Annotated in this window: 26 protein-coding genes and 1 riboswitch; of the genes, 14 read left to right on the top strand and 12 right to left on the bottom strand. The window is 64.9% G+C overall.

Annotation, left to right across the window (positions count from 1 at the left end; all coding sequences use genetic code 11):
* The first annotated feature begins 64 nt into the window (after positions 1 to 64).
* Positions 65 to 1261: a homogentisate 1,2-dioxygenase gene (locus tag IU459_RS09775; RefSeq protein WP_195129164.1), complete on the top strand. Its 1197-nt coding sequence runs from the start codon at positions 65 to 67 to the stop codon at positions 1259 to 1261.
* Positions 1258 to 2436, top strand: a complete 1179-nt coding sequence (gene fahA, locus IU459_RS09770; protein ID WP_324198810.1) for a fumarylacetoacetase — start codon at positions 1258 to 1260, stop codon at positions 2434 to 2436. The genes IU459_RS09775 and fahA overlap by 4 nt, the downstream gene beginning before the upstream one ends.
* A gap of 86 nt (positions 2437 to 2522) precedes the next feature.
* Here the strand turns inward: fahA and IU459_RS09765 are convergent, their stop codons facing one another.
* Together IU459_RS09765 and IU459_RS09760 are read right to left on the bottom strand one after the other, a co-directional pair.
* The gene (locus IU459_RS09765; protein WP_195129162.1) at positions 2523 to 2717 is read right to left on the bottom strand and encodes a hypothetical protein; all 195 of its coding nucleotides are present in this window, start codon (positions 2715 to 2717) and stop codon (positions 2523 to 2525) included.
* Positions 2714 to 2947: a hypothetical protein gene (locus tag IU459_RS09760; protein WP_195129161.1), complete on the bottom strand. Its 234-nt coding sequence runs from the start codon at positions 2945 to 2947 to the stop codon at positions 2714 to 2716. Before IU459_RS09760 ends, IU459_RS09765 begins: the two co-directional genes overlap by 4 nt.
* A 172-nt stretch (positions 2948 to 3119) precedes the next feature.
* Here IU459_RS09760 and IU459_RS09755 point away from each other — a divergent pair, with 172 nt between their 5' ends.
* From IU459_RS09755 to IU459_RS09745, 3 genes are read left to right on the top strand one after another with little or no spacing between them, the layout of a single operon-like run.
* Entirely contained in the window at positions 3120 to 3449 is a 330-nt protein-coding gene (locus IU459_RS09755) for a hypothetical protein (RefSeq protein ID WP_195129160.1), read from the top strand.
* Positions 3430 to 3948 (top strand): DUF6879 family protein, encoded by a 519-nt coding sequence (locus IU459_RS09750; RefSeq protein ID WP_195129159.1) that lies wholly within the window; start codon positions 3430 to 3432, stop codon positions 3946 to 3948. The genes IU459_RS09755 and IU459_RS09750 overlap by 20 nt, the downstream gene beginning before the upstream one ends.
* Complete coding sequence (locus IU459_RS09745; protein WP_195129158.1) at positions 3945 to 4781, top strand: helix-turn-helix domain-containing protein; 837 nt, start codon at positions 3945 to 3947, stop codon at positions 4779 to 4781. The genes IU459_RS09750 and IU459_RS09745 overlap by 4 nt, the downstream gene beginning before the upstream one ends.
* 140 nt (positions 4782 to 4921) lie before the next feature.
* Here IU459_RS09745 and thiC read toward each other — a convergent pair whose 3' ends face one another.
* The 3 genes from thiC to IU459_RS09730 form a co-directional block, all read right to left on the bottom strand.
* Complete coding sequence (thiC, locus tag IU459_RS09740; protein WP_228837672.1) at positions 4922 to 6574, bottom strand: phosphomethylpyrimidine synthase ThiC; 1653 nt, start codon at positions 6572 to 6574, stop codon at positions 4922 to 4924.
* A riboswitch (TPP riboswitch) is annotated at positions 6564 to 6686 on the bottom strand. (Overlaps the previous gene by 11 nt.)
* Before the next feature lie 130 nt (positions 6687 to 6816).
* Entirely contained in the window at positions 6817 to 8193 is a 1377-nt protein-coding gene (locus IU459_RS09735) for a lipase family protein (protein ID WP_195129157.1), read from the bottom strand.
* A gap of 113 nt (positions 8194 to 8306) precedes the next feature.
* Positions 8307 to 8753: a hypothetical protein gene (locus tag IU459_RS09730; protein ID WP_195129156.1), complete on the bottom strand. Its 447-nt coding sequence runs from the start codon at positions 8751 to 8753 to the stop codon at positions 8307 to 8309.
* A gap of 161 nt (positions 8754 to 8914) precedes the next feature.
* Here IU459_RS09730 and IU459_RS09725 point away from each other — a divergent pair, with 161 nt between their 5' ends.
* Positions 8915 to 9589 (top strand): TetR/AcrR family transcriptional regulator, encoded by a 675-nt coding sequence (locus tag IU459_RS09725; RefSeq protein WP_195129155.1) that lies wholly within the window; start codon positions 8915 to 8917, stop codon positions 9587 to 9589.
* Positions 9590 to 9599: 10 nt separating this feature from the next.
* Here IU459_RS09725 and IU459_RS09720 read toward each other — a convergent pair whose 3' ends face one another.
* Entirely contained in the window at positions 9600 to 10061 is a 462-nt protein-coding gene (locus IU459_RS09720; RefSeq protein ID WP_195129154.1) for a MarR family transcriptional regulator, read from the bottom strand.
* 90 nt (positions 10062 to 10151) lie between these two features.
* Between IU459_RS09720 and IU459_RS09715 the strand changes: the two genes are divergently transcribed.
* On the top strand, positions 10152 to 10613 hold the full coding sequence (locus IU459_RS09715; RefSeq protein ID WP_195129153.1) for an SgcJ/EcaC family oxidoreductase: 462 nt from the start codon (positions 10152 to 10154) through the stop codon (positions 10611 to 10613).
* A 20-nt stretch (positions 10614 to 10633) separates the two neighbouring features.
* Here the strand turns inward: IU459_RS09715 and IU459_RS09710 are convergent, their stop codons facing one another.
* Together IU459_RS09710 and IU459_RS09705 are read right to left on the bottom strand one after the other, a co-directional pair.
* Positions 10634 to 10897, bottom strand: coding sequence for a hypothetical protein (locus tag IU459_RS09710; protein WP_195129152.1), 264 nt, complete (start codon positions 10895 to 10897; stop codon positions 10634 to 10636).
* 189 nt (positions 10898 to 11086) lie between these two features.
* The gene (locus IU459_RS09705) at positions 11087 to 11644 is read right to left on the bottom strand and encodes a TetR/AcrR family transcriptional regulator (protein ID WP_195129151.1); all 558 of its coding nucleotides are present in this window, start codon (positions 11642 to 11644) and stop codon (positions 11087 to 11089) included.
* Positions 11645 to 11683: 39 nt separating this feature from the next.
* Here IU459_RS09705 and IU459_RS09700 point away from each other — a divergent pair, with 39 nt between their 5' ends.
* Both IU459_RS09700 and IU459_RS09695 read left to right on the top strand, forming a co-directional pair.
* A complete protein-coding gene (locus tag IU459_RS09700) occupies positions 11684 to 12928 on the top strand; it encodes a KasA/KasB family beta-ketoacyl-ACP synthase (protein WP_195129150.1) in 1245 nt (414 codons plus the stop codon).
* A 232-nt stretch (positions 12929 to 13160) separates the two neighbouring features.
* Entirely contained in the window at positions 13161 to 13955 is a 795-nt protein-coding gene (locus IU459_RS09695; RefSeq protein WP_195129149.1) for a thioesterase family protein, read from the top strand.
* 122 nt (positions 13956 to 14077) lie between these two features.
* Here the strand turns inward: IU459_RS09695 and IU459_RS09690 are convergent, their stop codons facing one another.
* Entirely contained in the window at positions 14078 to 14485 is a 408-nt protein-coding gene (locus IU459_RS09690) for a VOC family protein (protein ID WP_195129148.1), read from the bottom strand.
* 751 nt (positions 14486 to 15236) lie between these two features.
* Between IU459_RS09690 and IU459_RS09685 the strand changes: the two genes are divergently transcribed.
* Together IU459_RS09685 and IU459_RS09680 are read left to right on the top strand one after the other, a co-directional pair.
* On the top strand, positions 15237 to 17018 hold the full coding sequence (locus IU459_RS09685; protein ID WP_195129147.1) for a hypothetical protein: 1782 nt from the start codon (positions 15237 to 15239) through the stop codon (positions 17016 to 17018).
* A gap of 7 nt (positions 17019 to 17025) precedes the next feature.
* Positions 17026 to 17346 (top strand): hypothetical protein, encoded by a 321-nt coding sequence (locus IU459_RS09680; RefSeq protein ID WP_195129146.1) that lies wholly within the window; start codon positions 17026 to 17028, stop codon positions 17344 to 17346.
* Positions 17347 to 17467: 121 nt separating this feature from the next.
* On the opposite strand, the gene IU459_RS09675 is transcribed toward IU459_RS09680, so the two are convergent.
* On the bottom strand, positions 17468 to 18112 hold the full coding sequence (locus IU459_RS09675) for a TetR/AcrR family transcriptional regulator (RefSeq protein ID WP_195129145.1): 645 nt from the start codon (positions 18110 to 18112) through the stop codon (positions 17468 to 17470).
* 92 nt (positions 18113 to 18204) lie between these two features.
* On the opposite strand from IU459_RS09675, the gene IU459_RS09670 reads away from it, so the two are divergent.
* Both IU459_RS09670 and IU459_RS09665 read left to right on the top strand, forming a co-directional pair.
* Positions 18205 to 19287 carry an epoxide hydrolase family protein gene (locus tag IU459_RS09670; protein WP_195129144.1) on the top strand — a complete coding sequence of 361 codons (1083 nt, stop codon included), beginning with the start codon at positions 18205 to 18207 and terminating at the stop codon, positions 19285 to 19287.
* A gap of 159 nt (positions 19288 to 19446) precedes the next feature.
* A complete protein-coding gene (locus tag IU459_RS09665; protein WP_228837670.1) occupies positions 19447 to 20079 on the top strand; it encodes an NAD(P)-dependent oxidoreductase in 633 nt (210 codons plus the stop codon).
* A 249-nt stretch (positions 20080 to 20328) separates the two neighbouring features.
* On the opposite strand, the gene IU459_RS09660 is transcribed toward IU459_RS09665, so the two are convergent.
* Positions 20329 to 21465: a GTP-binding protein gene (locus IU459_RS09660; protein WP_195129143.1), complete on the bottom strand. Its 1137-nt coding sequence runs from the start codon at positions 21463 to 21465 to the stop codon at positions 20329 to 20331.
* Between the two features lie 90 nt (positions 21466 to 21555).
* Between IU459_RS09660 and thiD the strand changes: the two genes are divergently transcribed.
* A complete protein-coding gene (gene thiD, locus IU459_RS09655; RefSeq protein ID WP_195129142.1) occupies positions 21556 to 22401 on the top strand; it encodes a bifunctional hydroxymethylpyrimidine kinase/phosphomethylpyrimidine kinase in 846 nt (281 codons plus the stop codon).
* Positions 22402 to 22592: 191 nt separating this feature from the next.
* Here thiD and IU459_RS09650 read toward each other — a convergent pair whose 3' ends face one another.
* Positions 22593 to 23315, bottom strand: coding sequence for a TetR/AcrR family transcriptional regulator (locus IU459_RS09650; protein ID WP_195129390.1), 723 nt, complete (start codon positions 23313 to 23315; stop codon positions 22593 to 22595).
* Positions 23316 to 23518 lie beyond the last annotated feature (203 nt).

Raw genomic sequence — 23518 nt, 5'->3', positions numbered from 1 at the left:
CTACCAGCCCCGATCACTACGATGGTGATCAAATATCCGACCACCGGCTGGCGGAGGAACGGTCATGGCGTTCTATCGGCACGTGGGTGCGGTACCGCCGAAGCGGCACACCCAGCATCGCGACGAGCAGGGCCGGCTCTACTACGAGGAGCTGATGGGCGAGGAGGGCTTCTCCGGCGACTCCTCGCTGCTGTATCACCGCGGCCTTCCGCCCGCGCTCGTCGATTCGACCGTGTGGGAGCTGCCCGATCAGAGCACGAAGCCGAATCATCCACTGCGCCACCGGCATTTGCGACTGCACGCGCTGTTTCCCGGTGACACCCCGGCCGATACCGATCCGGTCACCGGGCGGCGGCTGCTGCTCGCCAATGCGGACGTGCGCATCTCATACGTGGCCGCCAAGGGCGGATCACCGCTGTACCGCAACGCCATCGGCGACGAGCTGGTGTACGTGGAATCCGGCGCAGCGATGGTCGAAACCGTGTTCGGTCCGTTGTCGGCACGCCAGGGCGACCAAGTGCTCATCCCGCGGGCCACGACCCATCGCTGGCGACCCACCGGACCGGACCCGTTACGCGCATACGTGATCGAGGCGACCGGCCACATCACACCGCCCAAGCGCTACCTGTCCAAGTTCGGCCAGCTGCTCGAGCACGCGCCGTACTGCGAACGCGACCTGCACGGACCAACCGAGCCGATCACCGCGACCGGCACCGACGTGGAGGTGCTGGTCAAACACCGGCCCGGCGGGCAGGTCGTCGGCACGCGGATGGTCTACGCCACCCACCCGTTCGACGTCGTCGGCTGGGACGGCTGCCTGTACCCGTTCACCTTCAACATCGCCGACTTCGAACCGATCACCGGGCGCATCCACCAGCCACCGCCGGTCCATCAGGCTTTCGAAGGCGGCAACTTCGTGATCTGCAATTTCGTCCCGCGCAAGGTGGACTACCACCCGCTGTCGATCCCGGTGCCGTACTACCACTCCAACGTGGACTCCGACGAGATCATGTTCTACTGCGGCGGGAACTATGAGGCGCGTAAGGGGTCCGGGATCACACAAGGCTCGGTATCGGTGCACCCCGGCGGCTACGCACATGGACCGCAGCCCGGCGCCTATGAGAACAGCATCGGCGTCGAGTTCTTCGACGAACTGGCCGTCATGGTGGACACCTTCCGGCCGCTGGAACTCGGCGAAGGCGCGCTGGCCTGCGAGGACCCCACCTACGCGTGGACCTGGTCCGGGCGGGGACCCGCGTGAGGACCAGGGTCGATGTACCCGCCGACTCTCTGTTCGGTCCGGACAATCTGCCCTATGGCGTGTTCGCCCCGACCGGTCAGGACTTCCGGGTCGGTGTGCGGTACGGGGACCATGTCATCGACCTGGCTGCTGCCCTCGAGGATTCGGTGTTCGCCGGTCCGGATCTGAATGGTTTTTTGGAGCAGGGGCCAGCACGCTGGCGCGAAATACGTGAGCAGATCCGAGAACTCGTAGATCGCGAAATAGATGATGCCGCAGTGCATCCGATTGCCGATGTGGCGCTGCGGCTGCCAGTACGGATCGGCGACTACGTGGACTTCTACGCGAGCATCGATCACGCGACGAACCTCGGCCGTCTGTTCCGGCCCGATGCCGATCCGCTACTGCCCAACTGGCGTCACCTGCCGGTCGGGTACCACGGCAGAGCGGGCACCGTGGTGGTCTCGGGCACCGAGGTGACCCGGCCGTGTGGTCAGCGCAGAACTGGTTCGGGCGCACCGGATTTCGGCCCTTCCCGGCGCTTGGACATCGAAGCGGAGCTCGGGTTCGTGATCGGACTCGGCTCGGACCTCGGCACGCCGGTCGAGATCGACCAGTTCGCCGATCGCGTCTTCGGCGTCGCACTGGTCAACGACTGGTCCGCCCGCGACATCCAGGCGTGGGAGTACCAGCCGCTCGGCCCGTTCCTCGGCAAGTCGTTCGCGACCTCGATTTCCCCATGGATCACCCCCCTGGCCGCCTTGGAGTCCGCACGGATACCGCTGCCCGAGCAAACGCCCACGCCGCTGCCCTACCTGCGCGGAACACAGGACTGGGGCCTGGACATCGATCTCACCGTGACATGGAACGGCCAACCGGTCGCGTACCCGCCCTACTCCCGGATGTACTGGTCCCCAGCACAGATGCTGGCCCATCTCACCGCAAACGGCGCCTCCACGCGCCCCGGCGATCTATACGCCTCCGGCACCATCTCCGGCCCCGCCCCGAACCAACGCGGCTCATTCATCGAATTGGCCTGGGGTGGAACCGAACCGATCCTGGTGAACGACCAGAAACGCACCTTCCTGGAAGACGGGGACGAGGTCACCATCACCGCGTCGGCTCCCGGCCCGCACGCGGCACGAATCGCATTGGGCGAAGTCACGGGCCGAATCCGCCCCGCCCGCACGCGCTGATACCCCGGAATTGGCACCCCCGAAATCGAGGTCTTCGCAGGGCCTGACGGCTCGAAGACGGTGAGCGCTACGAGTTTGAGAGGATCTCAGACGCCGCCTGGGTAGCGCATCGCATGACGTGACGCGCGATCGGTGATCACGGGCAGCTCCAGCGTCGCCTCGGCGGCCATCGCGAAGTACTCGACGCTGTGCCGTCCCGGTGGACGGGATGTGGAGCGACGGCGGCCCAGCACGTACCCGAGCACGAACGACGCAACCACGGCGAGCGCGAAGGCGGTCACGACCATAGCGACTCGCAAGGCAGGCGCGGCATGTCGTCGCGGACATCATCGTCTATCAGCACGGGAACACCGAGCCAGGCCCCAACGTCCTTCGCGTACAGAATCGCTGCTTGCCTCGCTGCGCAGAAGTCGAACACGAAAGACCCGAACACGATGCGCACGTGGCACTGACCGTCCTGCAACCAGGCCCTTTCGGTGAACGGATTGGCTCTGAGCCGGGTGAACGACATCGACAGCTCACCCGGCCCATTGCAGATGACGCTAAGAAACTGGCCCCGAGATACCGAAGAGGTTTGCTACAGTTTGCGACTGGAGGCGATTTTTGTTGACCGGTTCCTCCCGGTCACCGACGATCGAAGTGCGCGAGGAAATTCGCGCAACTCCTCATGAAGGACAGAGCCCATGAAGATACGTTTCCTCGGCAAGAACACAAACAAAAATGGCTGTCCGACGCTGTACATCACCGATCGCGGCACTTACGTCGTGCAAGGTTGGCGGGTAGCAGGCCCTCCCAACATGATCGAGATTCCACACCCGCTACTCGCGTTCCTGGAACCGGGAACGTGCCTGGGCGTGCTGCTTCAGGACACTGGTCACGGAACGTTCTTGCTGTCCGGCGAGGCAGTCACCGACCCGGAAACGTTGTCGAAGATGGATATACCGGACCACGAGACCTGCGTTGAGGTTCTCGTAGGACAGGAGATCAGGCCCGATGCAACTGTTGCAAGGTGAGGCGTTCGACGAGTTCTTCCACAAGTTCGAGCGGACGGCGTACCACCTCGAAGTACTCGACACGTACTCGACGCCCGAGGAAGACGAGCCCTTCCGCCAGTTTTTAGCCGGCGAGCCCGACGACTACGAGTGGTTCAAGGACTGGGAAGAATTGGTCCGCGAGATAACGGCGTCCGGGAGGGTGATGCACCGTGCCCGCGTCGTCACCGAGCCGCATACCGACTACACCCGATGGTCGCTCGTCGTCGCCCATCAGAACATCGCTGCCGGTGAAGACATCCGCTATCTGGCTCGGCACCTGATCGACCCGTCCGAGCTGACTACGGATGACTTCTGGCTGTTCGATGACAACCTCGTGGCGTTCACCGTCTTCGAGCCATCAGGGCAGTTCGTGGGCGGTGCATTCACAGAAGACCCCGTGATCGTCGGGCACTGCCGGGCGGTGTGGAATCGGGTGTGGAACAAGTCTCTACCCCACGCCGAGTACATCAAGGCGTGACCACAACCGCGAAAGAGGCACGCGAGGCGTTCGGTGAGCGCCTGCGCAACCTCCGCAAGGACGCTGGGCTGACCGGCAGGCAACTCGCTGAGCTTGCCGGTTGGCATAGTTCCAAGGTCTCGAAGATCGAGTACGGCAAGCAAACGGCAACCGAAGAAGACCTCCGCACATGGTGCATCCACACCAGCGCCGCCGATCAGATACCCGACCTCATTGCCAACCTGCGAAATGTCGAGACGGCGTACCTTGAGCAGAAGCGAATGCGCCTGCCACACAGGCAGAAACAGTCGATCGCGACTGAGGCAAAGGCCAATCTCATGCGCTGGTACGAGCCCGTCGTCGTACCCGGCCTGTTGCAGACCCCGCCCTACGCTGAGGCGATTCTCCGGATGGTGCTCGACTTCTACGAGGACCCGCCCGGAGACCTCGACCCCGGTCTCGCTGCGCGTCTCGAACGTCAGCAAGTCCTCTACCGAGGCAATCACCGCTTCTACTTCATCATCGCCGAACAGGTCCTCCACACGCCCGTGGGCACCGCGGACGTGATGCTCGAGCAGCTGGACCGCTTGCTCACGGCGATGTCGCTGCCTCGCGTCGTTTTGGGCATCCTGCCAACGGAGGCCGCCTACCGGACACCGGTGATGAACAACTTCATCATGTTCGACAGCCGAATGGTGCAAGTCGAGACCATCTCTGCTGAGCTGACGATCACCCAGCCCAGCGAGATAGTGGTGTACGAGAGAGCATTCCACCGACTCAAGGACCAAGCCATCCACGGACAGGACGCGCGGGCCATGATCGCTGCGGCTATGGACGAGCTGCGCGACAGCTGACCCTGGCGACCAGTTCTGTCCGACCGGAGCACGGGGAGGCTACACTCGCGCTCCGGGCGTCTGTTCCGCCCATTGGCGAGTCACTGCCGCGATGAAGTCTCGCCGCCGCCCGCCGAAGTGCGGCGGGCGGCGGGCGGTCGTTACGAGACGACGGGCAGATAGACCGCGTTGCCGCTGCTGGCGAACTCGGCGGACTTCTCCGCCATGCCCGCGGACAGCGCCTCGTTCTCGTCCAGGCCCTGCTTGGCGGCGTATTCGCGTACGTCGGCGGAGATCCGCATGGAGCAGAACTTTGGGCCGCACATGGAACAGAAGTGCGCGGTCTTGGCGGGCTCGGCGGGCAGTGTCTCGTCGTGGTATTCACGGGCAGTGTCCGGGTCCAGCGACAGTGCGAACTGGTCGCGCCAGCGGAATTCGAAGCGCGCCTTGGATAATTCGTTGTCCCGGTCTTGTGCGTGCGGGTGTCCCTTGGCCAGGTCGGCGGCGTGTGCGGCGATCTTGTAGGTGATCACGCCCACTTTCACGTCGTCACGGTTGGGCAGGCCGAGGTGTTCCTTCGGCGTGACGTAGCAGAGCATGGCGGTGCCCGCCTGTGCGATGATCGCGGCGCCGATCGCCGAGGTGATGTGGTCGTAGGCGGGTGCGATGTCGGTGGCAAGCGGGCCGAGGGTGTAGAAGGGCGCCTCCTCGCACAGCTCCTCCTCCAGCCGCACGTTCTCCACGATCTTGTGCATCGGCACGTGGCCCGGGCCTTCGATCATCACCTGCACGCCGTGCGATTTCGCGATCTTGGTCAGTTCGCCCAGGGTGCGCAGCTCGGCGAACTGCGCCTCGTCGTTGGCGTCGGCGATGGAACCGGGACGCAGGCCGTCACCGAGGGAGAAGGTGACGTCGTAGCGCGCGAGGATCTCGCAGAGTTCCTCGAAGTGCGTGTACAGGAACGATTCCTGATGATGCGCGAGGCACCACGCGGCCATGATCGACCCGCCGCGCGAGACGATGCCGGTGACGCGCTTCGCGGTCAGCGGCACGTAGCGCAGCAGCACGCCCGCGTGCACGGTCATGTAGTCCACGCCCTGCTCGCACTGCTCGAGCACGGTGTCGCGGTAGATCTCCCAGGTCAGCTTGGTCGGATCGCCGATCACCTTCTCCAGCGCCTGATAGATCGGCACGGTGCCGACCGGAACCGGGGAGTTGCGCAGAATCCACTCGCGGGTCTCGTGGATGTTCTTGCCGGTGGACAGGTCCATGATGGTGTCGGCGCCCCAGCGGGTGGCCCACACCATCTTCTCCACCTCCTCGGCGATCGAGGAGGAGACGGCCGAGTTGCCGATATTCGCGTTGATCTTGACCAGGAATTTCTTGCCGATGATGGTCGGCTCGAGTTCCGGGTGCTTGTGGTTGGCCGGGATCACCGCACGGCCCGCCGCCACCTCGTCGCGTACCAGCTCCGGCGAAACACCCTCGCGCGCGGCGACGAAGCGCATCTCCGGCGTGACGATGCCCTGGCGCGCCCAGGCTAGCTGGGTGCGCGGACCCGCCACTGTGGGCTTGGTCCAGGTATCGCGCAGTTTCGGTAGACCGGCTTCCACATCGATGGACGCCGTGTCGTCGGTGTACGGACCCGACGTGTCGTAGACGTCGAAGTGCTCACCGTTGGTGAGGTTGATCCGGCGCACCGGAATGCGCAGGTCGTCGACTTCGAGATAGTGCTTGACGCTGCCCTCGATGGGGCCGGTGGTGACGCTGTCGACAGGCGCGGAGCTGCCGTCGGACGCAGCGGTGGGTGCCATTCTTCCTCCCTACGCCGGCATTACCCGGTCAGGTTCATACGGTCGACGGCCCTGACGCCTCTCGGCTAGCCGTCCTCTCAGCCCGCTGGTGCGAGCCCCCGTTGGTGGTGAAATTTCCCGCCCGACCATACCCGGCCGAGCCGCGCGCGTGCCGGGGGATTCGACAGGACGGGGTGAAATCCGAGGTCGGCGGCCCCAAGGACGACGCCGACCCCGGAGCCGTCGGCCGACTCCTCCGCGCTTCAGCGCTCCCGCGGCCCGATCGGGAACCCGAGCGCGCCGAAAGTCGCGTTGAGGTTGATCTCGATCTGGGACAGCAGCGCGTCGGCGTCGGCGAGCATGGACACCACATTCTCGGTGCGACAGCCGACCTGGTCGGGTGCGCTCGGCGCCAGCCGCGCCTTCAACCAGTTGAAGGTGTCCGCCATGCCGAGCGACGGCAAGCTCAGGTGCTCGCTGAGGTGGTCGCGTCGGTAGGTCACGGACGCACCGCCTGCGCAATACCGCTGGGCCAGAATGTCATTGGTCCAGATCGGCACCGCCTCGTCCCAGACGCCGTGGTAGAGGAAGATCGGTGCGGTCGGGATGTTCCGGCCGAGCACCGTCGCGTCGAAGACCTCCGCGATCTCCGGTACGGCGAGGAAATCCGCGATCGGAATCGTCAGCATGCGCTGGTAGTCGACGAACATCTGGGTCAGTGCGTTACGCGGAAGACATTGCGCCGCAGTGCGATCCATCAACGCTCGACCTTCGGGCGTCAGGTAGCGGTCGGAAGCCGCGCGGAATTCCGGGTACGCCTTGCGCAGCGAGGAGATGCCGATGCCGATGAGACTGGAAAACATCGAGCCGTTGACGTGCAGCAGGGAGACCACATCCGAGGTCGGCGCGCCGAGCGCGATGCCCTTGACGTTCAGTTCGGGTGCATAGGTCGGCTGCATCTCCGCCGCCCAGCCCGAGGCCATCCCGCCGCCGGAGTACCCCCACAGCGCAACCGGGGTGTTCGCGCCGTCCAGGCCCAACGGCTCGAATCGTTCGGCGGCGCGAATACCGTCGAGGGTCATGTAGCCGGGCTCCTCGGCCACCGCGAGGTGACCCTCGAGGCCTTCGTAGTCCGGGATGGAGACCGCCCAGCCCTGGCTGAGCAGCGCGGCGACCGCGATCAATTCACTTTGCGAGTGGATGCCTTCGGCACCCGGCAACCCCGCGCCCTGTCGCAGCACGAACGACGGGGCGCAATCGGGGCTCGCGCTGTCGTAGTAGAACTGCAGCGAGACCAGCGGGCGAGACCGGTTCGGATCCGCGCCGGCGGGCAACAGCACCGTGGTCACCGCCGCGGCGGGTTGCCCGAACAGATCGGTGGTCCGATACAGCAACTGCCAGGACCGGACGTTCAGCGGCAGCACGGTGAGCACCGCCAGCCGCACCTCCCGTGCGCGCAGAATATCGCCCGGCTCACGGGACTCGAAGCCTTCAAGCGGCTGATAGAACGAATCCGCTTGCGGCAGCGGCACGGCCGTAGCCGGCGCGCCTCCCGCGAGCAGGCAGCCCGCCGTCACCACCGTCACGATCGCCGTCGCCAGCACGCGTACCCCGCGGCGGGTCAGATCTCCGTTGATCACCGACACGTCCTTCCCTCATCGACGTGACAGTGATTACAACATGATGACAAGTTACCAACAAGAGCGCTTGTTGAAATCGAGCAGAGCTCAGATAGCGGTGGCCGGAGTCGTGGTCAGTTGCTTTCGGTCGATTCCGGTGTGGCGGAGTGGTCCGGCAAGCCGTGGGTGCGGCGGGCTTCCTTCATCTCGGCCTCGTAGATGTGCCTGCGGCCGTCGAGGAGTTCGTCCCGGACCGCGCGTTCGATGCTGCGGAACAGGTCGAAGTATCCGTCGTCGTATTCCTCGACGACCTGGAATGTCCAGCGTCCCGCGAGCACGTTGCGGCCGATCAACTCGGTGGAGATCCGGTCGGCGATCTGGAGGTGACCCGCCACGCGGAACAGGTCCACCGCGAGGTCGAGCATGAGGTCGGCACGGCCGGTCAGCTGGTGGAAGGCGTACAGGTGGCCGCGGGCGCGCTCGGCGGTCTCCAGCGCCTCGGAGAGCTTCCCGGTGGCGGCGACCGTGGCATCGTCGACGCCGTCGGGCCTGCGGTGACGAACCTCCGGGCGGTCGGTCATGACCTCGCTCCTTCGTCTGCTCCGGGTTGCGGTCGCGATCTCCGCGGGGCTGACCGGCCTGGTGTCGGAGATCGAGTTCGTGTAGCGGCGGTACCCGGGTACGCCGCTCTCAAGCACCGGCGCGGCGGACGCGCGGTTCGGTCCCCGGCTATCGTCGAGACATGACCCGCAGCACCTCCGCCGCGCGGCCTGCCGCTACCGGGTCCCGGCGCCGGATCCGTGGCCTCGACGCCGAGCAGCGCAGCGCCCAGCGGCGTAGCCAACTGCTCGACGCCGCCACCGAACTGTTTGCCGAGCAAGGATTTTCGGGAACCTCGATCGAGCAGATCTGTCAGCGCGCCTACGTCGGAACCAAGGGCTTCTACGATCATTTCGACAGCAAGGAAGCGTGCTACATCGCGCTGCTCGAGCAGGTGACCGCACAGATCCAGCAACGCGTCGCCGATGTCGCGGCCGGAGTCGCGGATTCGCCGTGGCCACATCGAGTGGAGGCGATCGTCGGCGCCTTCGTGCACGCCATCACGGACGATCCGCGGCTGGGCAAGGTGACCTTCGGCGAAGCCGGTGGCATCTCGCCCGCCGTCGAGCGGCAACGCCGGAGCAATCGACGCTGGGCGGCGGCGTTCCTGGACCGGCAGTGGGCGGAGGGGGACGCGAATGACCAGGACCAGGAGCGCGGACGCCTGGCGTTGGCGCTCGCCACCATCGGCGGCATCTTCGAATTGGTCACCGACTGGCTACATCACGACAACACGGCCGACTCGGCTCCCACCCTTATCGACGACCTGACCAGATTCATCACTGTCGTCGACGCGGGACGCCGAGCCTCCCCGTGAACCGCGCACCCTACTTTCCCGCGCGCAGCAGCGCGGTCACCCGCAACGATGTCTCATGCAGCCGGTTGAACACTTCGAGCACGAGTTCCATCTGCTCGGCGGTGTAATCCGCCATCGCCGCCCCGAATTCCCGCGCCAGGATCTCGTAGTGTGGGGCGATCTCGTCGATCCGCTCCTGGATCACGCTCACGATGACCCGTCGCCGGTCCTGCTCGTCGTGTTCGCGGCGGACGTAGCCCGCCTTCAGTAACCGGTCGATCATCCGGGTGATCGCGCCGGTGGTCAGACCCGTCTGCGTCGCGAGTTCCCCCGCGGTCGCCGGACCGCCGAGGCGCAGCAGGTTCAGGCAGCGCAGGTCGGTCACGTGCAGGCCGAGTCGATCGGCCACCGCCTGGTGCATCATCACGGCGTCGGTGGCGCTGCGCTGGGCGGCCATGGTCAGCGCGGCGTCCAGCTCGGCACGCTTCGGCATATTGACAACCTCGCGTTACTCGGTCAGTATCTTACTCAGTCAACTATTTACTCGATCAGTTGTTGATCGATTCATTCTACTGGAGATGCCATGACCGTCGACCAGCGCACCGACGAGGACGCTATCCGTCAACTGATCACCCGCCAGGGCGAAGCCTGGGCCAAGGGCGATGCCGAAGCCTTCGCCGAGGTGTTCACCGAGGACGCGGACTACGTCACCTGGGTTGGTTCGCACTTCAAAGGCCGCGCCGCGATCGCCGCCTCCCACGTGCCACTGTTCGAGAAGTACCTGAAGGGCACCCGTTTGGACGGGGAGATCACCCAGCTCCGTTTCCTCTCACCGGATGTCGCCGTCATCCACAGCAAAGGCGCGGTACTCAAAGGCAAGCAGCGGCGCACTCGGCGCAACACCAAGGTGCAGACCACCATTGCCGTACGACAGGACGGCCGATGGTTGTTCGCCGCCTTCCAGAACACCAAATACCACTGGCTTATGGAAAGCCTTGCCGCTTGGTTCGATTCACGTCAGGCACCGTCCGCAGTGGCCGGATAGGGTCTCGTTCCAGTGGATCGTCATTTCCAGGGGAGGCAACCTGCGATGCGGAGGCGGGTCGCCAATCCGGAGGAAACGCCGGCGCTGGAACCGTTGCCTGCGGTGAGAGCCAGCAGCACGTCCGCGCCGAGCCCGGCACCGAAGGAACATCCCAGCACGTTGAGGTCGATCCAGATGACTTCGTCCGGCCCGCTGGGCGCGGGCTCTTCGGCGTGCGCCGGGCTTGCTCCGGCCACGGCGGCGGCCAGGATCAGAGCGATAAGGCCGCCCTTGATGGATCGCACTTGTCCTCCTGGTGCGCACTCGGCGCGGTTGTCGTGCCTGATGGTCGATTGATGCGTTGCGGGCGTCCGTCGCACCGGCCGACGCTTCGCCGCGGAAATGATTGACCGATCGACAGCGCGGGAAACACACTGAGCGGCACATCACACCATCACGGCTTGCCTACTACGCCAACGACTTTCGATATACCGCTAGCGGAGCATCTGGTCGATCAAACGCCGGGCGGCGCGATCCGTTCGCTCGACCTCGCCGGTGATCAATCGATCCTGGAGAATGCCGCGCAGACCTGAGACCAGCAGCGTCGCCATCACTTCCGGATCGTCGGCAACGTCGAGACGGCGCAGCCCGCCGGTGAGTGCCGAGATGAAAGTGGCGATGGCCGCGGTGGCGTAGTCCATATATGGACTGCGCGGCGCACAGGCCGCACCGAGGACTTGGAGCATCACCTTGACGCTCGTTACGCCCGCGCCCGAAGTATTGGTGGTCCAGAAATCCCACAGCCGTTTCCGGAGTTCAGCCACGTCGGTGATGTCGGCGAACAGGGCCGCGATGTCGGGTCGCTGGGTCGCCAGCGCCTGGACCAGGAGCTCTTCCTTGGTCGTGAAGTAGTAGATCAGCATGCGCGAACTGGTGCCGAGTTCGGCGGCCAGCGGCCGCAGCGACAGGTCCGCGAGGCCGTGTTCGGCGATGTAGCGCACGACGGCGGCGAGGAGTTCGGCGCGTTTGGCGTGATCTAGGGGGCGGGCCATGAGTTGACTGTAGCGATTGGTACAGGTATTCATGACATCGTGACTGTAACAATCGCTTCAGAAACTCGGGATTCGGTCGTGGTCACCGGATACGCGGCGACCACGTCACTCGCCGGCGACATGGACACGACCTGGTCCGAACTGCTGGCGGGACACAGCGGGATCGGCATGCTCCAGGACGATTTCGTGGCCGAATACGACCTACCGGTCCGCATCGGCGGAAAGCTGAAGTCACACCCCGGCGCCGAACTGACCCGCATCGAACAGCGCCGCCACTCCTACGTCGAGCAGATGGCGCTGGTGCTCGGCCGCCGGGTCTGGCGCTCGGCGGGCGCGCCCGAGGTGGATGGCGAACGTCTGGCCGTGGCCATCGGCACCGGCCTCGGCGGCGGCGACGCACTCATATCCGCGGTCGACGCGATGCGCGAGGGCGGGTACCGCAAGGTGTCACCGATGTCGGTGCCCATGGTGATGCCGAACGGGCCTGCCGCCACCGTCGGACTCGAAATCGGGGCCAAGGCAGGTATTTTCGCACCCGTATCAGCCTGCTCATCCGGTTCGGAAGCCATCGCCCACGCGTGGCGGCTCATCGCGACCGGCGAGGCGGACATGGTGGTCGCAGGCGGGGTGGAAGGCCACATCGACGCCGTGCCCATCGCGAGCTTCGCCATGATGCGCGCCATGAGCACCCGCAACGACCAGCCGGAACGCGCCTCGCGTCCATTCGACCGGGACCGCGACGGCTTCGTCTTCGGCGAGGCGGGCGCCCTGTTGGTGCTCGAGTCCGAACGACACGCGCGGGCCCGCGGAGCCACCGTGCACGGCCGTGTGCTCGGCGCGGGCATCACGTCGGACGCCTATCACATCGTCGCCTCCGAACCGGACGGGATCGGCGCCGCGAGAGCCATGCACAAAGCCATCCAGACCGCGGGATTGCGGGTTTCGGATATCCAGCACGTCAATGCGCACGCCACGTCGACGTCCATCGGCGATGCCTCGGAAGCCAATGCGATCGCGTCCGTCGTGCCCGACGCATCGGTCTATGCCCCCAAATCAGCATTGGGCCATTCGATCGGGGCGGTCGGCGCCCTGGAATCGTTGATCACCATGCTCACCCTGCGTGACCAGGTCGTTCCGCCCACGCTGAATCTCGACAACCGCGACCCGGCGATCGACCTCGACATCGTCGCGGGCGCCCAGCGGCCCCAGCGCATCGACTTCGCGCTGAACAACTCGTTCGGATTCGGCGGCCACAACGTCGCCCTGGCGTTCGGCCGGGTCTGACCGCGGCCCGGTCGGGACGCGGACTACAGTCGATACACAGCCGACCGATCGTCCCAAAGAACGGACAACGACGTGAGTGAGCGTCAGCGAGCGAACCGAGGACACAGCGCGCCGTCGCGCACGACGCAGCCGAGCGCCAGCGAGGCGGAGTCGTGAGTGAGCGTCAGCGAGCGAACCGAGGACACAGCGCGCCGTCGCGCACGACGCAGCCGAGCGCCAGCGAGGCGGAGTCGTGAGCGACGCCTTCTACCTGCCCGATCCGGAGCACCCGGACCGATTCGTCTCCACCGACCTCACCCGCGGACCCTGGTCGCCGGACGCCCAGCACGCGGGGCCGCCCTCCGCGCTGCTCGGTCACGTGATCGAGCGATGCGAGCCCCGGCCCGGGTTTCAGGTAGGGCGCGTCGCGGTCGAAATCCTCGGCCCGGTGCCGCTGGCACCACTGACGGCGACAGCCCGCGTCGCCCGCCCCGGCCGCAGCGTCGAGTTGATCGAGGCCACGCTGTCCACCGATCGCGGGCCGGTGATGCGCGCGAATGCCTGGCGCTTCAAGCTGGCCGAGCCGGAATTGCCAGTGCCGGAACGCTTCGTGCCCACAGGCGTGCGCCCAGGCCCCGAGCAGGCGTCTCTGCCCGCACCGTTTCCGTCCGCTCAACTGGTCGGCTTCCACACAGCAATCGAATACCGTTTCGTCACCGGCTCTTTCACCGAACCGGGCCCCGCGATCTGCTGGATCAGGCTCAAACACCCGATTGTCGCCGGCACCGATCCGAGCCCGCTGGAACGCACTCTCGCGGCCGCCGATTCCGGCAATGGCGTCAGCGCGGTGATGGACTGGTCGAAGTACCTGTTCATCAATACCGATTTGACGGTAACCCTGCATCGCCAGCCAGCAGGCGAATGGGTCTGCCTCGACGCCGTCACCTATCCCCAACCGCATGGCATAGGCATGGCCGAATCGTCACTCTATGACGAAAAGGGCCCACTTGGCCGCAGCACCCAAACCCTGTTCCTCGGCACCCGATAGCCGAGCAGCACCGAAACACTCGGCCGCGCAATCGTTTTCGACTCTGATCACCAAATCGATCCGCTGATCGACGGAACAGCGCGGACCGGTTTGCCATCGGCGATTGTCCGTGCCGGATTCGCTCAGGGACGGGTGGAGATCTGTTGGACGGCCCAGCCGTTTCCGTCGGGATCGGTGAAGAAGAAGAAACCGACGTTGTCGAGCGGGTCCGGCATGGGGGTCGGGTTCTCGCCGAGGACCTGGATCTCGGTCACCTCGACGCCGCGGGAGACCAATTCCTTGTGTGCCCTGAGCAAATCGTTGACCACCAGTTGCAGGCCCTGCTGTGAGCCAGGCTCCATGTCCGGCACGGCGCCCGCGCCGATGACGATCGAGCAGCCCGAACCGGGCGGGGTGAGCTGCACGATACGAACGCCGTCGCCGATCCTGGTGTCGTGGTCGACGGCGAAGCCCAGCTTTTCCGCGTAGAACTCCTTGGCTCGGTCGATATCCGACACGGGCACGATCACTACCTCGAGTGTCCAGTTCACGGCGCATCCTTTCGGGGGCGGACAGCGGTATTCGTACCAGTGCAGACCGGACGGCGACGCGAGATTCATCGGCAGCGGCAGGTCGGGGGTGGGTGAATGTCAGCCGACTCGCGTTCCATGCTGTCCACCCAGCCCGGAGTAACCGCCTGTCACGGAGGCCATCCAGCTCCACCGGGACTCCCGCAACGCACCACACAGGTGGAGGTCAGGCCCGAACACCTACCGGCTCGAGGCGCGCCCGAGCCACCCGCGAGGGACGCGGACAGTCTTCGTTCGGGACACCTCATCACCGGCATATTTCGTGATTCGACCGGCTTTTGCCGAAATAGTATCCCGTAAAGCAGAAATTCCAGTCGCGTCCTTCGAGTTTGCGAAACAGATCACCCGGCGCCGAGGATCATTTATCGCGGGATGACGTCGGGGGTCGATCCGTCTGACCTCAACATGCACGCAGGGAATTCGAGACCGTCGTGCTGCCGCCATCCTGCGATATAGACCTGATGAGGAAACCGAGCGATATGTTGTTATTTAGGAAAGCGAAGTACCGACCGGTTCATTCGCTCTGCTGCTTGCAGTCGGAGATAAAGCTCCTGGCTCAGCAGGCAAGCGCTGCGAGGCCTCCGGCAAACGGGGGGTACAGACCAGTTCGACGGGTGTACTAACAATGTTATGGAAGAACAAGAAATCCACCGGATTGCCCCGGCCGACATCGACCAAGGCGGCCAGATCTATTCGGATGATGCGTCGAATCATGTCCTTGGTAATTGCCTTGACATGCGGGCTTCTGCTATTCCTGGAAGGGCCTTTCGATGCGATTAGAGCCGATCCGTCGCTGATGTTGTTGATAGGAATATTTGCAGCGTTGGGTCTGGCAATTCTGCTGCGGATATGTTTGACACTGGACACCGCGGGAAAGGACATCGCGAGGGTAGATCTCCGAGACGCAAAGGACGACGACACGGAGCTTGCCGAGGCCGCGATTCGTGAGTTCAATGCGAAGTTCGCGCACGAAGAGACAATGCGGCTCCTTGATTTCGTAATCGATCCGAGTTTCTACATCATGCGTATCTCGGAGCAGATAGATCTCGGCGACGAGGCTTACGCCTTCAGTACGACACAGACCATCGTGGGCGCCGACGAGGGCGACGTCGACCGCCTGCTGGTGCCTATTCTGACACCGCCAAAAGGTGAACTGGTCGACAACTTGAGAATATCGTCGGGCGAGGGGGCCGTCCGCACGCTTTCGTATCGCGAAACACTGGGGGCGCTGCTGACGATCGGACAGATAATGGTCGAATTGGTGCTCGGTAGATGCCCGGAGGATTTGCGGATCACCATACGGAGTGAAATCCTTCGTGAGACCATGGCCGCCAGTGGGCGCAAGAAAAGCGTGTCGACCGCGCTACACGATGCGACAAAGAAGTTCGACAGTGCCGACAGCCGTATACTTCGTAACTTCTTGCACAATTTCATCTATGACGCGCAGACGATTTTTCCGATCATCGCCGTTGTCCCCGCGCGCAAAGAAGTCAAGCTGAAGGTCGGCTTCACAGAAGACCGGACGCGCGTGGGAGGTCGCCAACCTGGTGTGCCCATAAGCCTCTGGGAGTGGTTCTACTCTTATATCCGGGCATCATTCGGACTCGTACGCCGATCTCATATGATCCGACTGTCGCGAGCGACTCGTGCACAGAGCTACCATCTTCGTACCGAAGCCCCCGAAGGCATGTACGTTTACGATCTCAGTCTCGGAATGACTGAAGTACGAGAAACAGACTCTGTTCAAATTTCGTCCAGTAGCTACACACATCGGCCGATCGATCCCCGGTGGGACTGCGAGGATACGCGCGGCTTGACCTACGTCCATGCCTATGGGCGCGATCTGGATATCGTTGGCGTTTCCCATCATATGCTCCCCGGACCGAGGCGACGGGGATCCGGCACCGGTTCGACGCCGGATGAATTCTCCCTGCGTCCTCATATCCCTTCGCTGACGATCGAATTGAGGGAGAAGCCGCCGGGGCTGATGTTCGTACTGGTTCTGCTTTCCGTGTATCTGATGGCTTTGACCATCGGGGTGGGCTACTGGCACGATTTGATTTTCGGTATTGCTCCGCCATCTCGACTCTGCATGGACTTTCCCGACAGAGTAGGATGCGACCTGCCCCCCAGTCCGCAATCCTATTGGGCGACGATCCTCTTCGGAGTTCCGGCAATCATATCGGGGTGGCTGGTTTCCAGATTCACATCCGACGCCGTGAGTAGAATATCCGTTTCCACCCTGGCGGTAGCGGCCTGGTTCGTCTCCAACTCCGCGGCAGCGATGATCCTGTCCGCGCTGAAGCTCGCGCGTCGTCTGGACACGTCGGGCCCGGTGCCGATACTCGGCACAAACCAACCGCTGTGGAGTATTCTTATGATCAGTTCGACGGGATGCGCGATGATGGCAGTTCTCTTGCTCTCGCTACGCGTTCGACGTTACCGGAGGCGCAGCAGCGGAGCCATCAAACACAAGTTTTCTCGCAAGGATTGACGAGTCCATGTATTACCATATTGCTGAAAAGAATTTATGGGAGATGCTCACGAGTTTCTTGACGAGAGGAGGTCGCGTGCATAATCGCCCCGAGTCGGGAATAATCGAGGTTACGGTTACCCCCGAGGAGCACAGCATCGATGCCGTCGATAGAGCCATTCAACTGGAGGCGGCCAGAACGCTCGGTGAGAATGCCGACTTCTGTGGAGGCATGGAAGCATCTTTCACGATGAACCCGCCCATGAGCGACGAAATGAGGAGAGAAGTTCTGGCCAAGGCCGGCGAAATATTGACTCGGCTTCGCGATCGGCTCGAATTGCCCGATTGATTGATCGCGTCCAATCGACGAACTAGGCCCTCGGCTGTTTTCCTCTTCCCAAAGCAATCCAGCCGAGGGCTTTGCTCATGATCAACCGGAGTCTCGAACCTCGGCAAGGAGCGAGAGCGAACTAATGGGGTTGCCAGCGCCAGGCGAACTCGTCCGGTGCGGGCGGCGGCCCGGGCAGCTCACCGTCCGCGCTGAGCCCGGCCACCAGCATGGCGAGCACGCGACGGCGCAGCTGGACGGTGCGTTCCCGGTTCGGTAGCGCGATCGCGGCGCAGGACTCCAGGATCAGTGCGAGGTCCTGCGGTGTGACGTCCGGACGCAGCTTGCCGGTGGCGTGGGCGCGGCGCACGATCTCCTCGGTCACCTGTCCGGAGTGCTGGACGTCCGGGAGGATGGATTCGTCCGGGGTGAAGGTGCCCGCGAGATGCACGGTGAGCGAGTGCACGTCCGCGTCGACCACCCGCTCCAGGAAGCCGACCAGGCCGCGCCAGCCGTCCGAATCCTCCAGCGCCGCGTCTGCTTCCGTGTTGTACCGGCGAAGACCGTCGTAACAGAGCGTGCGCAGCAACGCCTCCTTGCTCGGATAGCGCCGGTACAGCGCGCTGATCCCGACACCGGCGCGGTCTGCGACGGCGGAGATCGGGGCCGAGGCGTCGGCGAGGAATACTGCGCGGGCGGCCTCCAAGATCAGGCCATCGTTGCGGGCCGCCTGCGCCTTGCGGCCGGGCAGACCCTTCTGAGCTGGGGCGTCGCATGTCTTCGGCATGGTTCTAGAGTAGCACTTGAAACGGAATGATCCGTTCTGATACGGTCTCATCTGAACAGAACAGAGCATTCCGTTTCACCGAGGAGCAGGACATGACCGCGATCACCCCCTTCCGCATCGACGTCGCGCAGGCCGACCTGGACGACCTGCGCGACCGGCTGGCCCGCACCCGCTGGGCCGAGCAGATCCCTGGATCGGGCGACACCTACGGGGTGAGCGTCGAGCGCGTCCGCCACCTGGTCGACTACTGGCGCGACGGGTTCGACTGGCGCGCGGTCGAGGCGTCGCTGAACGCCTACCCGCAGTTCACCACCGAGATCGATGGCCAGAACATTCACTTCCTGCACGTGAAAGCCGAGCAGGACAACGCCTTTCCGCTGATCCTCACGCACGGCTGGCCGGGCACCTTCGTCGAGTTCGTCGACCTGATCGAGCCGCTCACCGCGGCCGGATTCGATCTGGTGATCCCATCCGTGCCGGGGTATGGATTCTCCGGCCCCACCACCGAGGCGGGCTGGAACGACGCCCGGATCGCCCGCACGTGGGCGGAGTTGATGCGACGACTGGGCTACACCCGCTACGGCGCGGTGGGCAACGACGGCGGAGCGATGATCTCGCCGGAGCTCGGCCGGGTGGCGCCGGACAACGTGGTGGGCGTGCACGTCGCGCAGGTGTACTCGTTCCCGTCCGGCGATCCGGCCGAACTGGCCGACCTCACCGAGGACGAGCAGCAGTCGCTGGCCACCCTGGACTGGTTCGTGAAGAACAAGATGGGGTTCAACGTCCTGCAGTCCCAGCAGCCGCAGACGCTGGCGCACGCGATCATGGACTCGCCCGCCGGACTGGTCGGCTGGAACGGCCAATTGCTCGGCCCGGACCTGGACGACGATTTCGTGCTCACCAACATCGCGATCCACTGGCTGACCGGCACCGCGGGTTCGGCGATCCGGCACTACTTCGAGAAGGACAAGGCCGAGCATCCCAGCGCGCCCAGCACGGTGCCGCTCGCGCTCTCCGGCTCCGCCGGCGATTTCCACGGCATCCGGCGCTTCGCCGAGCGCGACCACAACATCGTGTCGTGGCGGACGCACGACGTCTTCACCCACTACCTGCACCATGCGGCGCCCGCGCTGATGGCGCAGGAGATCACGGAGTTCTTCGCGAAGTTGCGCTGACCGGTGCGAGACGGCCGCCGCCCCGGTGTGGGCGGCGGCCTTTGCGTGCACGGAGGCCGAGACAGTCTCTTATGTCATCGAGACTCACGGCCATGGTTCGTCTCGTTTCTCGCTGATGTACTGGATTCACCAACAGCACAACAGCTTTCGAACAAGGAGATGGACACCATGAAAATCGCGGTCTTCGGAGCCACCGGTACCGTCGGACGCCTGGTCGTCGAGCGGGCCCTCCAGGAGGGGCACGAGGTCACGGCATTCACCCGGAACGCGGCGAGCGTAAGGCAGCGGCACGTGCGGCTGCGCGTGGTGGAAGGCGACGTGCTGGACACGCACTCGGTGCAGCGTGCGGTGGAGGGGCAGGACGCGGTGCTGATCTCGCTCGGCAACGGCCGCAACGGCATCGTGCGGGCGAGCGGCACCGAAGCGATCATCAAAGCGATGAACCGCACCGGCGTCAAGCGGCTGATCTGCCAGACCACCCTCGGTGTCGGCGACAGCAAGGGCAACTTGAACTTCCTGTGGAAGTACGTGATGTTCGGGCTGCTGCTGCGTCCGGCCTACGCCGACCATGTCCTGCAGGAGGAATACGTCCGGGCCAGCGACCTGGACTGGACCATCGTGCGGCCGAGCGCCTTCACCGATGGACCGCGCACCGGCAGCTACCGGCGTGGATTCCCAGCGGGCGAGCGCGGTCTCACCCTGAAGATCGCCCGCGCCGACATCGCGGACTTCATGATCGAGCAGCTGACCGACACGACCTACCTCCATCAGTCGCCCGGCATCTCCAACTGAGAACGGCGCACTCGTGCGGCGGCAGTCTGCGGTGCGGCGAGCCCATCAGCACAGCGCACATCGCGTATGACGGGGTCGAGCGCCGCCGGGCGCAGTCATGAGTTCTCAGGTGCGGGGCGGCAGAGCAGCCGTGACCCTGGAGGGTCCCGGCTCAGGCCGGAAAAGACACGGCACGCGCGGTCAGCCCCCGAGGCGGCCCACGCCCCCGGTATCGGGGAAGTGGGCCGCAGCCGTTGCAAGGCAATAGGTTCAGACGTGGTCGTGCAATTCGGCCCAAGCCGGGAACGGGTCGGGGTACTCGGCCCATGCTCCCGCCCCCTCGGCGAACTCCGCGTCAGTGAGCAAGGCCGCGTCCAAGAGCGCGCGCACCGCATCGCAATCCAGCTTGATTCCGATGAGCACGATCTCCTGCCCCGGCGGCACCTCCAACGACGACCACCATGCGGCGGGTTCGAAGACCAGGTTCGGCCCGGCCTGCGACCAGACCGCGGCCAGCGTCGACCGGCTCGCGATCCAGCAGAAACCCTTGCTGCGCAGCAGACCACGCAGCTGGTCCAACGCTTCGGACAAGCGCAGCGGATGGAACGGCCGGTCGGCGGTGTAGGTGAGGCTGCGAATGCCGTATTCCTCGGTCTCGGGCGTGTGCCCGCCGGCGAGTTCCTCCGCCCAGCCCTCAGCTTCGGCCGCGACCAACGGGTTGTAGCGGCCGGTGTCCAGCACCTCCGCCAAGTCGACAACGCCGTTGCTCGTGCGCAGCACCCGGGCGCGCGGATTGAGCCTGCGCACCGTCGCTTCCACCGCACCCGCCGCCGCGGCGCCGACCAGGTCGGTCTTGTTGACCAGCAGGACGTCGGCGAATTCCACCTGGTCCACCAGTAGATCGGCGATCGTGCGGGTGTCACCGTCGCCCGCTTGCAGGTTCCGCTCGGCCAATGCCTGGCCGCGCGCAACTTCGGCGAGGAAAGTCGACGCGTCGACCACGGTCACCATGGTGTCCAGGCGCGCGATATCGCCGAGCCGGAATCCGTCCTCGAACTCCCAGTCGAAGGTCGCGGCCACCGGCATCGGTTCGGAGATACCGGTCGACTCGATCACCAGCTGGTCGAACCGCCCCTCGCGGGCGAGCCTGGCGACGGCCTCGATCAGGTCCTCGCGCAGTGTGCAGCAGATGCAGCCGTTGGTCAGCTCGACCAGTTTCTCCTCGGTGCGATCGAGGTGGCCCTGTCCCGCGACCAGCGCGGCGTCGATATTCACTTCGCTCATGTCGTTGACGATGACCGCCACCCGACGGCCTTCCCGGTTGGCGAGGATGTGGTTGAGCAGCGTCGTCTTGCCCGCACCGAGGAAGCCGGACAGCACGGTGACGGGAAGCAGATCGGAGTCCATGGCATAAATGATAACGATTTTCATTTGCTATCTGAGTGCGGGTTCCGGTTGCCGGTGGCGGCGCGCCCGGACCGCCGTAGGGTTTGTGGCGTGAAACTGCTGCCATTGCCCGCCGAGGGGCAGACCCCCGTCCGGGCGCTCACCATTGCCGGTACCGATTCCGGCGGAGGCGCCGGAATCCAGGCCGATACCCGCACCATGGCGCTGTGCGGAGTACACGCGCTGGTGGCGGTGGCGGCGGTGACCGTGCAGAACTCGGTTGGCGTCAGCGGCTTCCACGAGATCCCGCCGCAGATCGTGGCCGATCAGGTGCGCGCGGTCGTCGGTGACATCGGCGCAGGCGCGGCCAAGACCGGCATGCTGGCCTCCACCGCGATCATCGAGGCGGTCGCGGCGGTGTGCCAGGAGGTCGGTATCGGCCGCGACGGCCACATTCCGCTGGTCGTCGATCCGGTCGCGGCCTCGATGCACGGTGACCCGCTGTTGCACATCGAGGCGCTGGACGCGCTGCGCAACACCCTGATTCCGCTCGCGACCGTGGTCACGCCGAACCTGGACGAGGTCCGGCTGCTCACGGGTATCGAAGTGGACGACGAGGATTCGGCGCGCCGCGCGGCCGAGGCGCTGCACAAGCTCGGGCCGCGATGGACGATCGTCAAGGGTGGGCATCTGCGCTCCTCCGAATACAGCACCGACCTGCTGTTCGACGGCGAGCAGTTCCTGGAGTTCTCGGCGCCGCGCATTGCGACGGGCAACGACCACGGCGGCGGCGACACGCTGGCCGCCGCGATCGCCTGCGCCCTGGCCCACGGCTATACGGTTCCCGAAGCGGTGGAGTTCGCCAAGGAGTGGACCTACCGCTGCCTCGCCGCGTCCTACGATCTCGGAGCGGGCCACGGGCCGGTGTCCCCGCTGTGGCGGCTGCGCGAGAACTGACCAGGCCACCACTCAGCGAGACATCGACTTCCGGCAGGACCGCACAGTGCGGCACGATTTCTTGTCGGTGGGCGCTGCGATACTGAGGTCGTCGCAAACACAGGTGGCTTCAACGGCGAAGGCAATCGGAACAACGGCGTTCGGTGTGTATGCGACAACCGGCCTCGGCGTCCGCCCGGGCGGCGCCACGGTCACCTACGGGAAACGGCAAGGTGCAGCGGACGGCCGGCATCGATGCGGATGCCGTTGAGCCGTGTGTTCGCCGCTACCAGTGCGGAGATGATCTCGGCGAGGTAGGCGACGAACTGCTCGATCGGCATGATCGGTGTCTCCAACCGGTTCGCACCGAGCCACCAGTCGGTGGCCGAGGCCACCGCACCGAAAATCGAATAGATGACCAGTTCCGCGCTCGCGATCGGTACCGACTCGTCGCCGGATGCCCCCGCGAACAGTTCGGCGGCGCGCTTCGCCGACTGCCTGGCCGATTGCACCGCGCGGGCGGAGTCGTCGGATCGTTGCGCGAAGTGGCCGTGCAGGATGAACCGGAAGATGTTCGGGTGCTGTGACACCACCAGCACGTATTCGGACGCCCCGCGGCGGACGAGTTCGCCGGCCGAGTCGTTGGTCAGGTCGAAACTGGCCGTGATCCGTTCCCACAGTAGGTCGCGGATCCGGTCGACGATCGCGTTGTAGAGATCGGCCTTGTCCTCGAAATGGCGATACAGCTTCGGCTTGGCCGCGCCCGCCTCCTTGGCGATATCACCCATGCTGACGCCGGGGCCGTGCGTGTCGAGCGCACGAAATGCCGCGTCGACGAACTCTTCGCGAACTTTCCTGCGATGCTCGCGCCAGCGCTCGGTACGCGCGTCCACGCGTTTGCGCGGCTGGTCGTCTTCCGTCCGGCCGCTGAGCATCACGAATCCGGATGCTACCTGCAACCGGCGTTACCGCTTACCGCCTGTCTGCGTGAGACCGCGCTCAGGCCAGCATGCCGACTCGGTGCGATCGCGATGTCGAGCTTCCGGTGTGGGCGCCTGCCAACTCGGATCCACCAGTTGTCCCACTGAACGGCGTAGGCTGCCGGATCTTCCATCGGTCCTTCTCCGCACCCAGGTTT

This window comes from Nocardia amamiensis (genome assembly GCF_015477605.1).
Taxonomy (GTDB): domain Bacteria; phylum Actinomycetota; class Actinomycetes; order Mycobacteriales; family Mycobacteriaceae; genus Nocardia; species Nocardia amamiensis_A.
The sequence above is the reverse complement of the archived record's forward strand: the minus strand, read 5'-3'. Positions and strand labels throughout refer to the sequence as shown.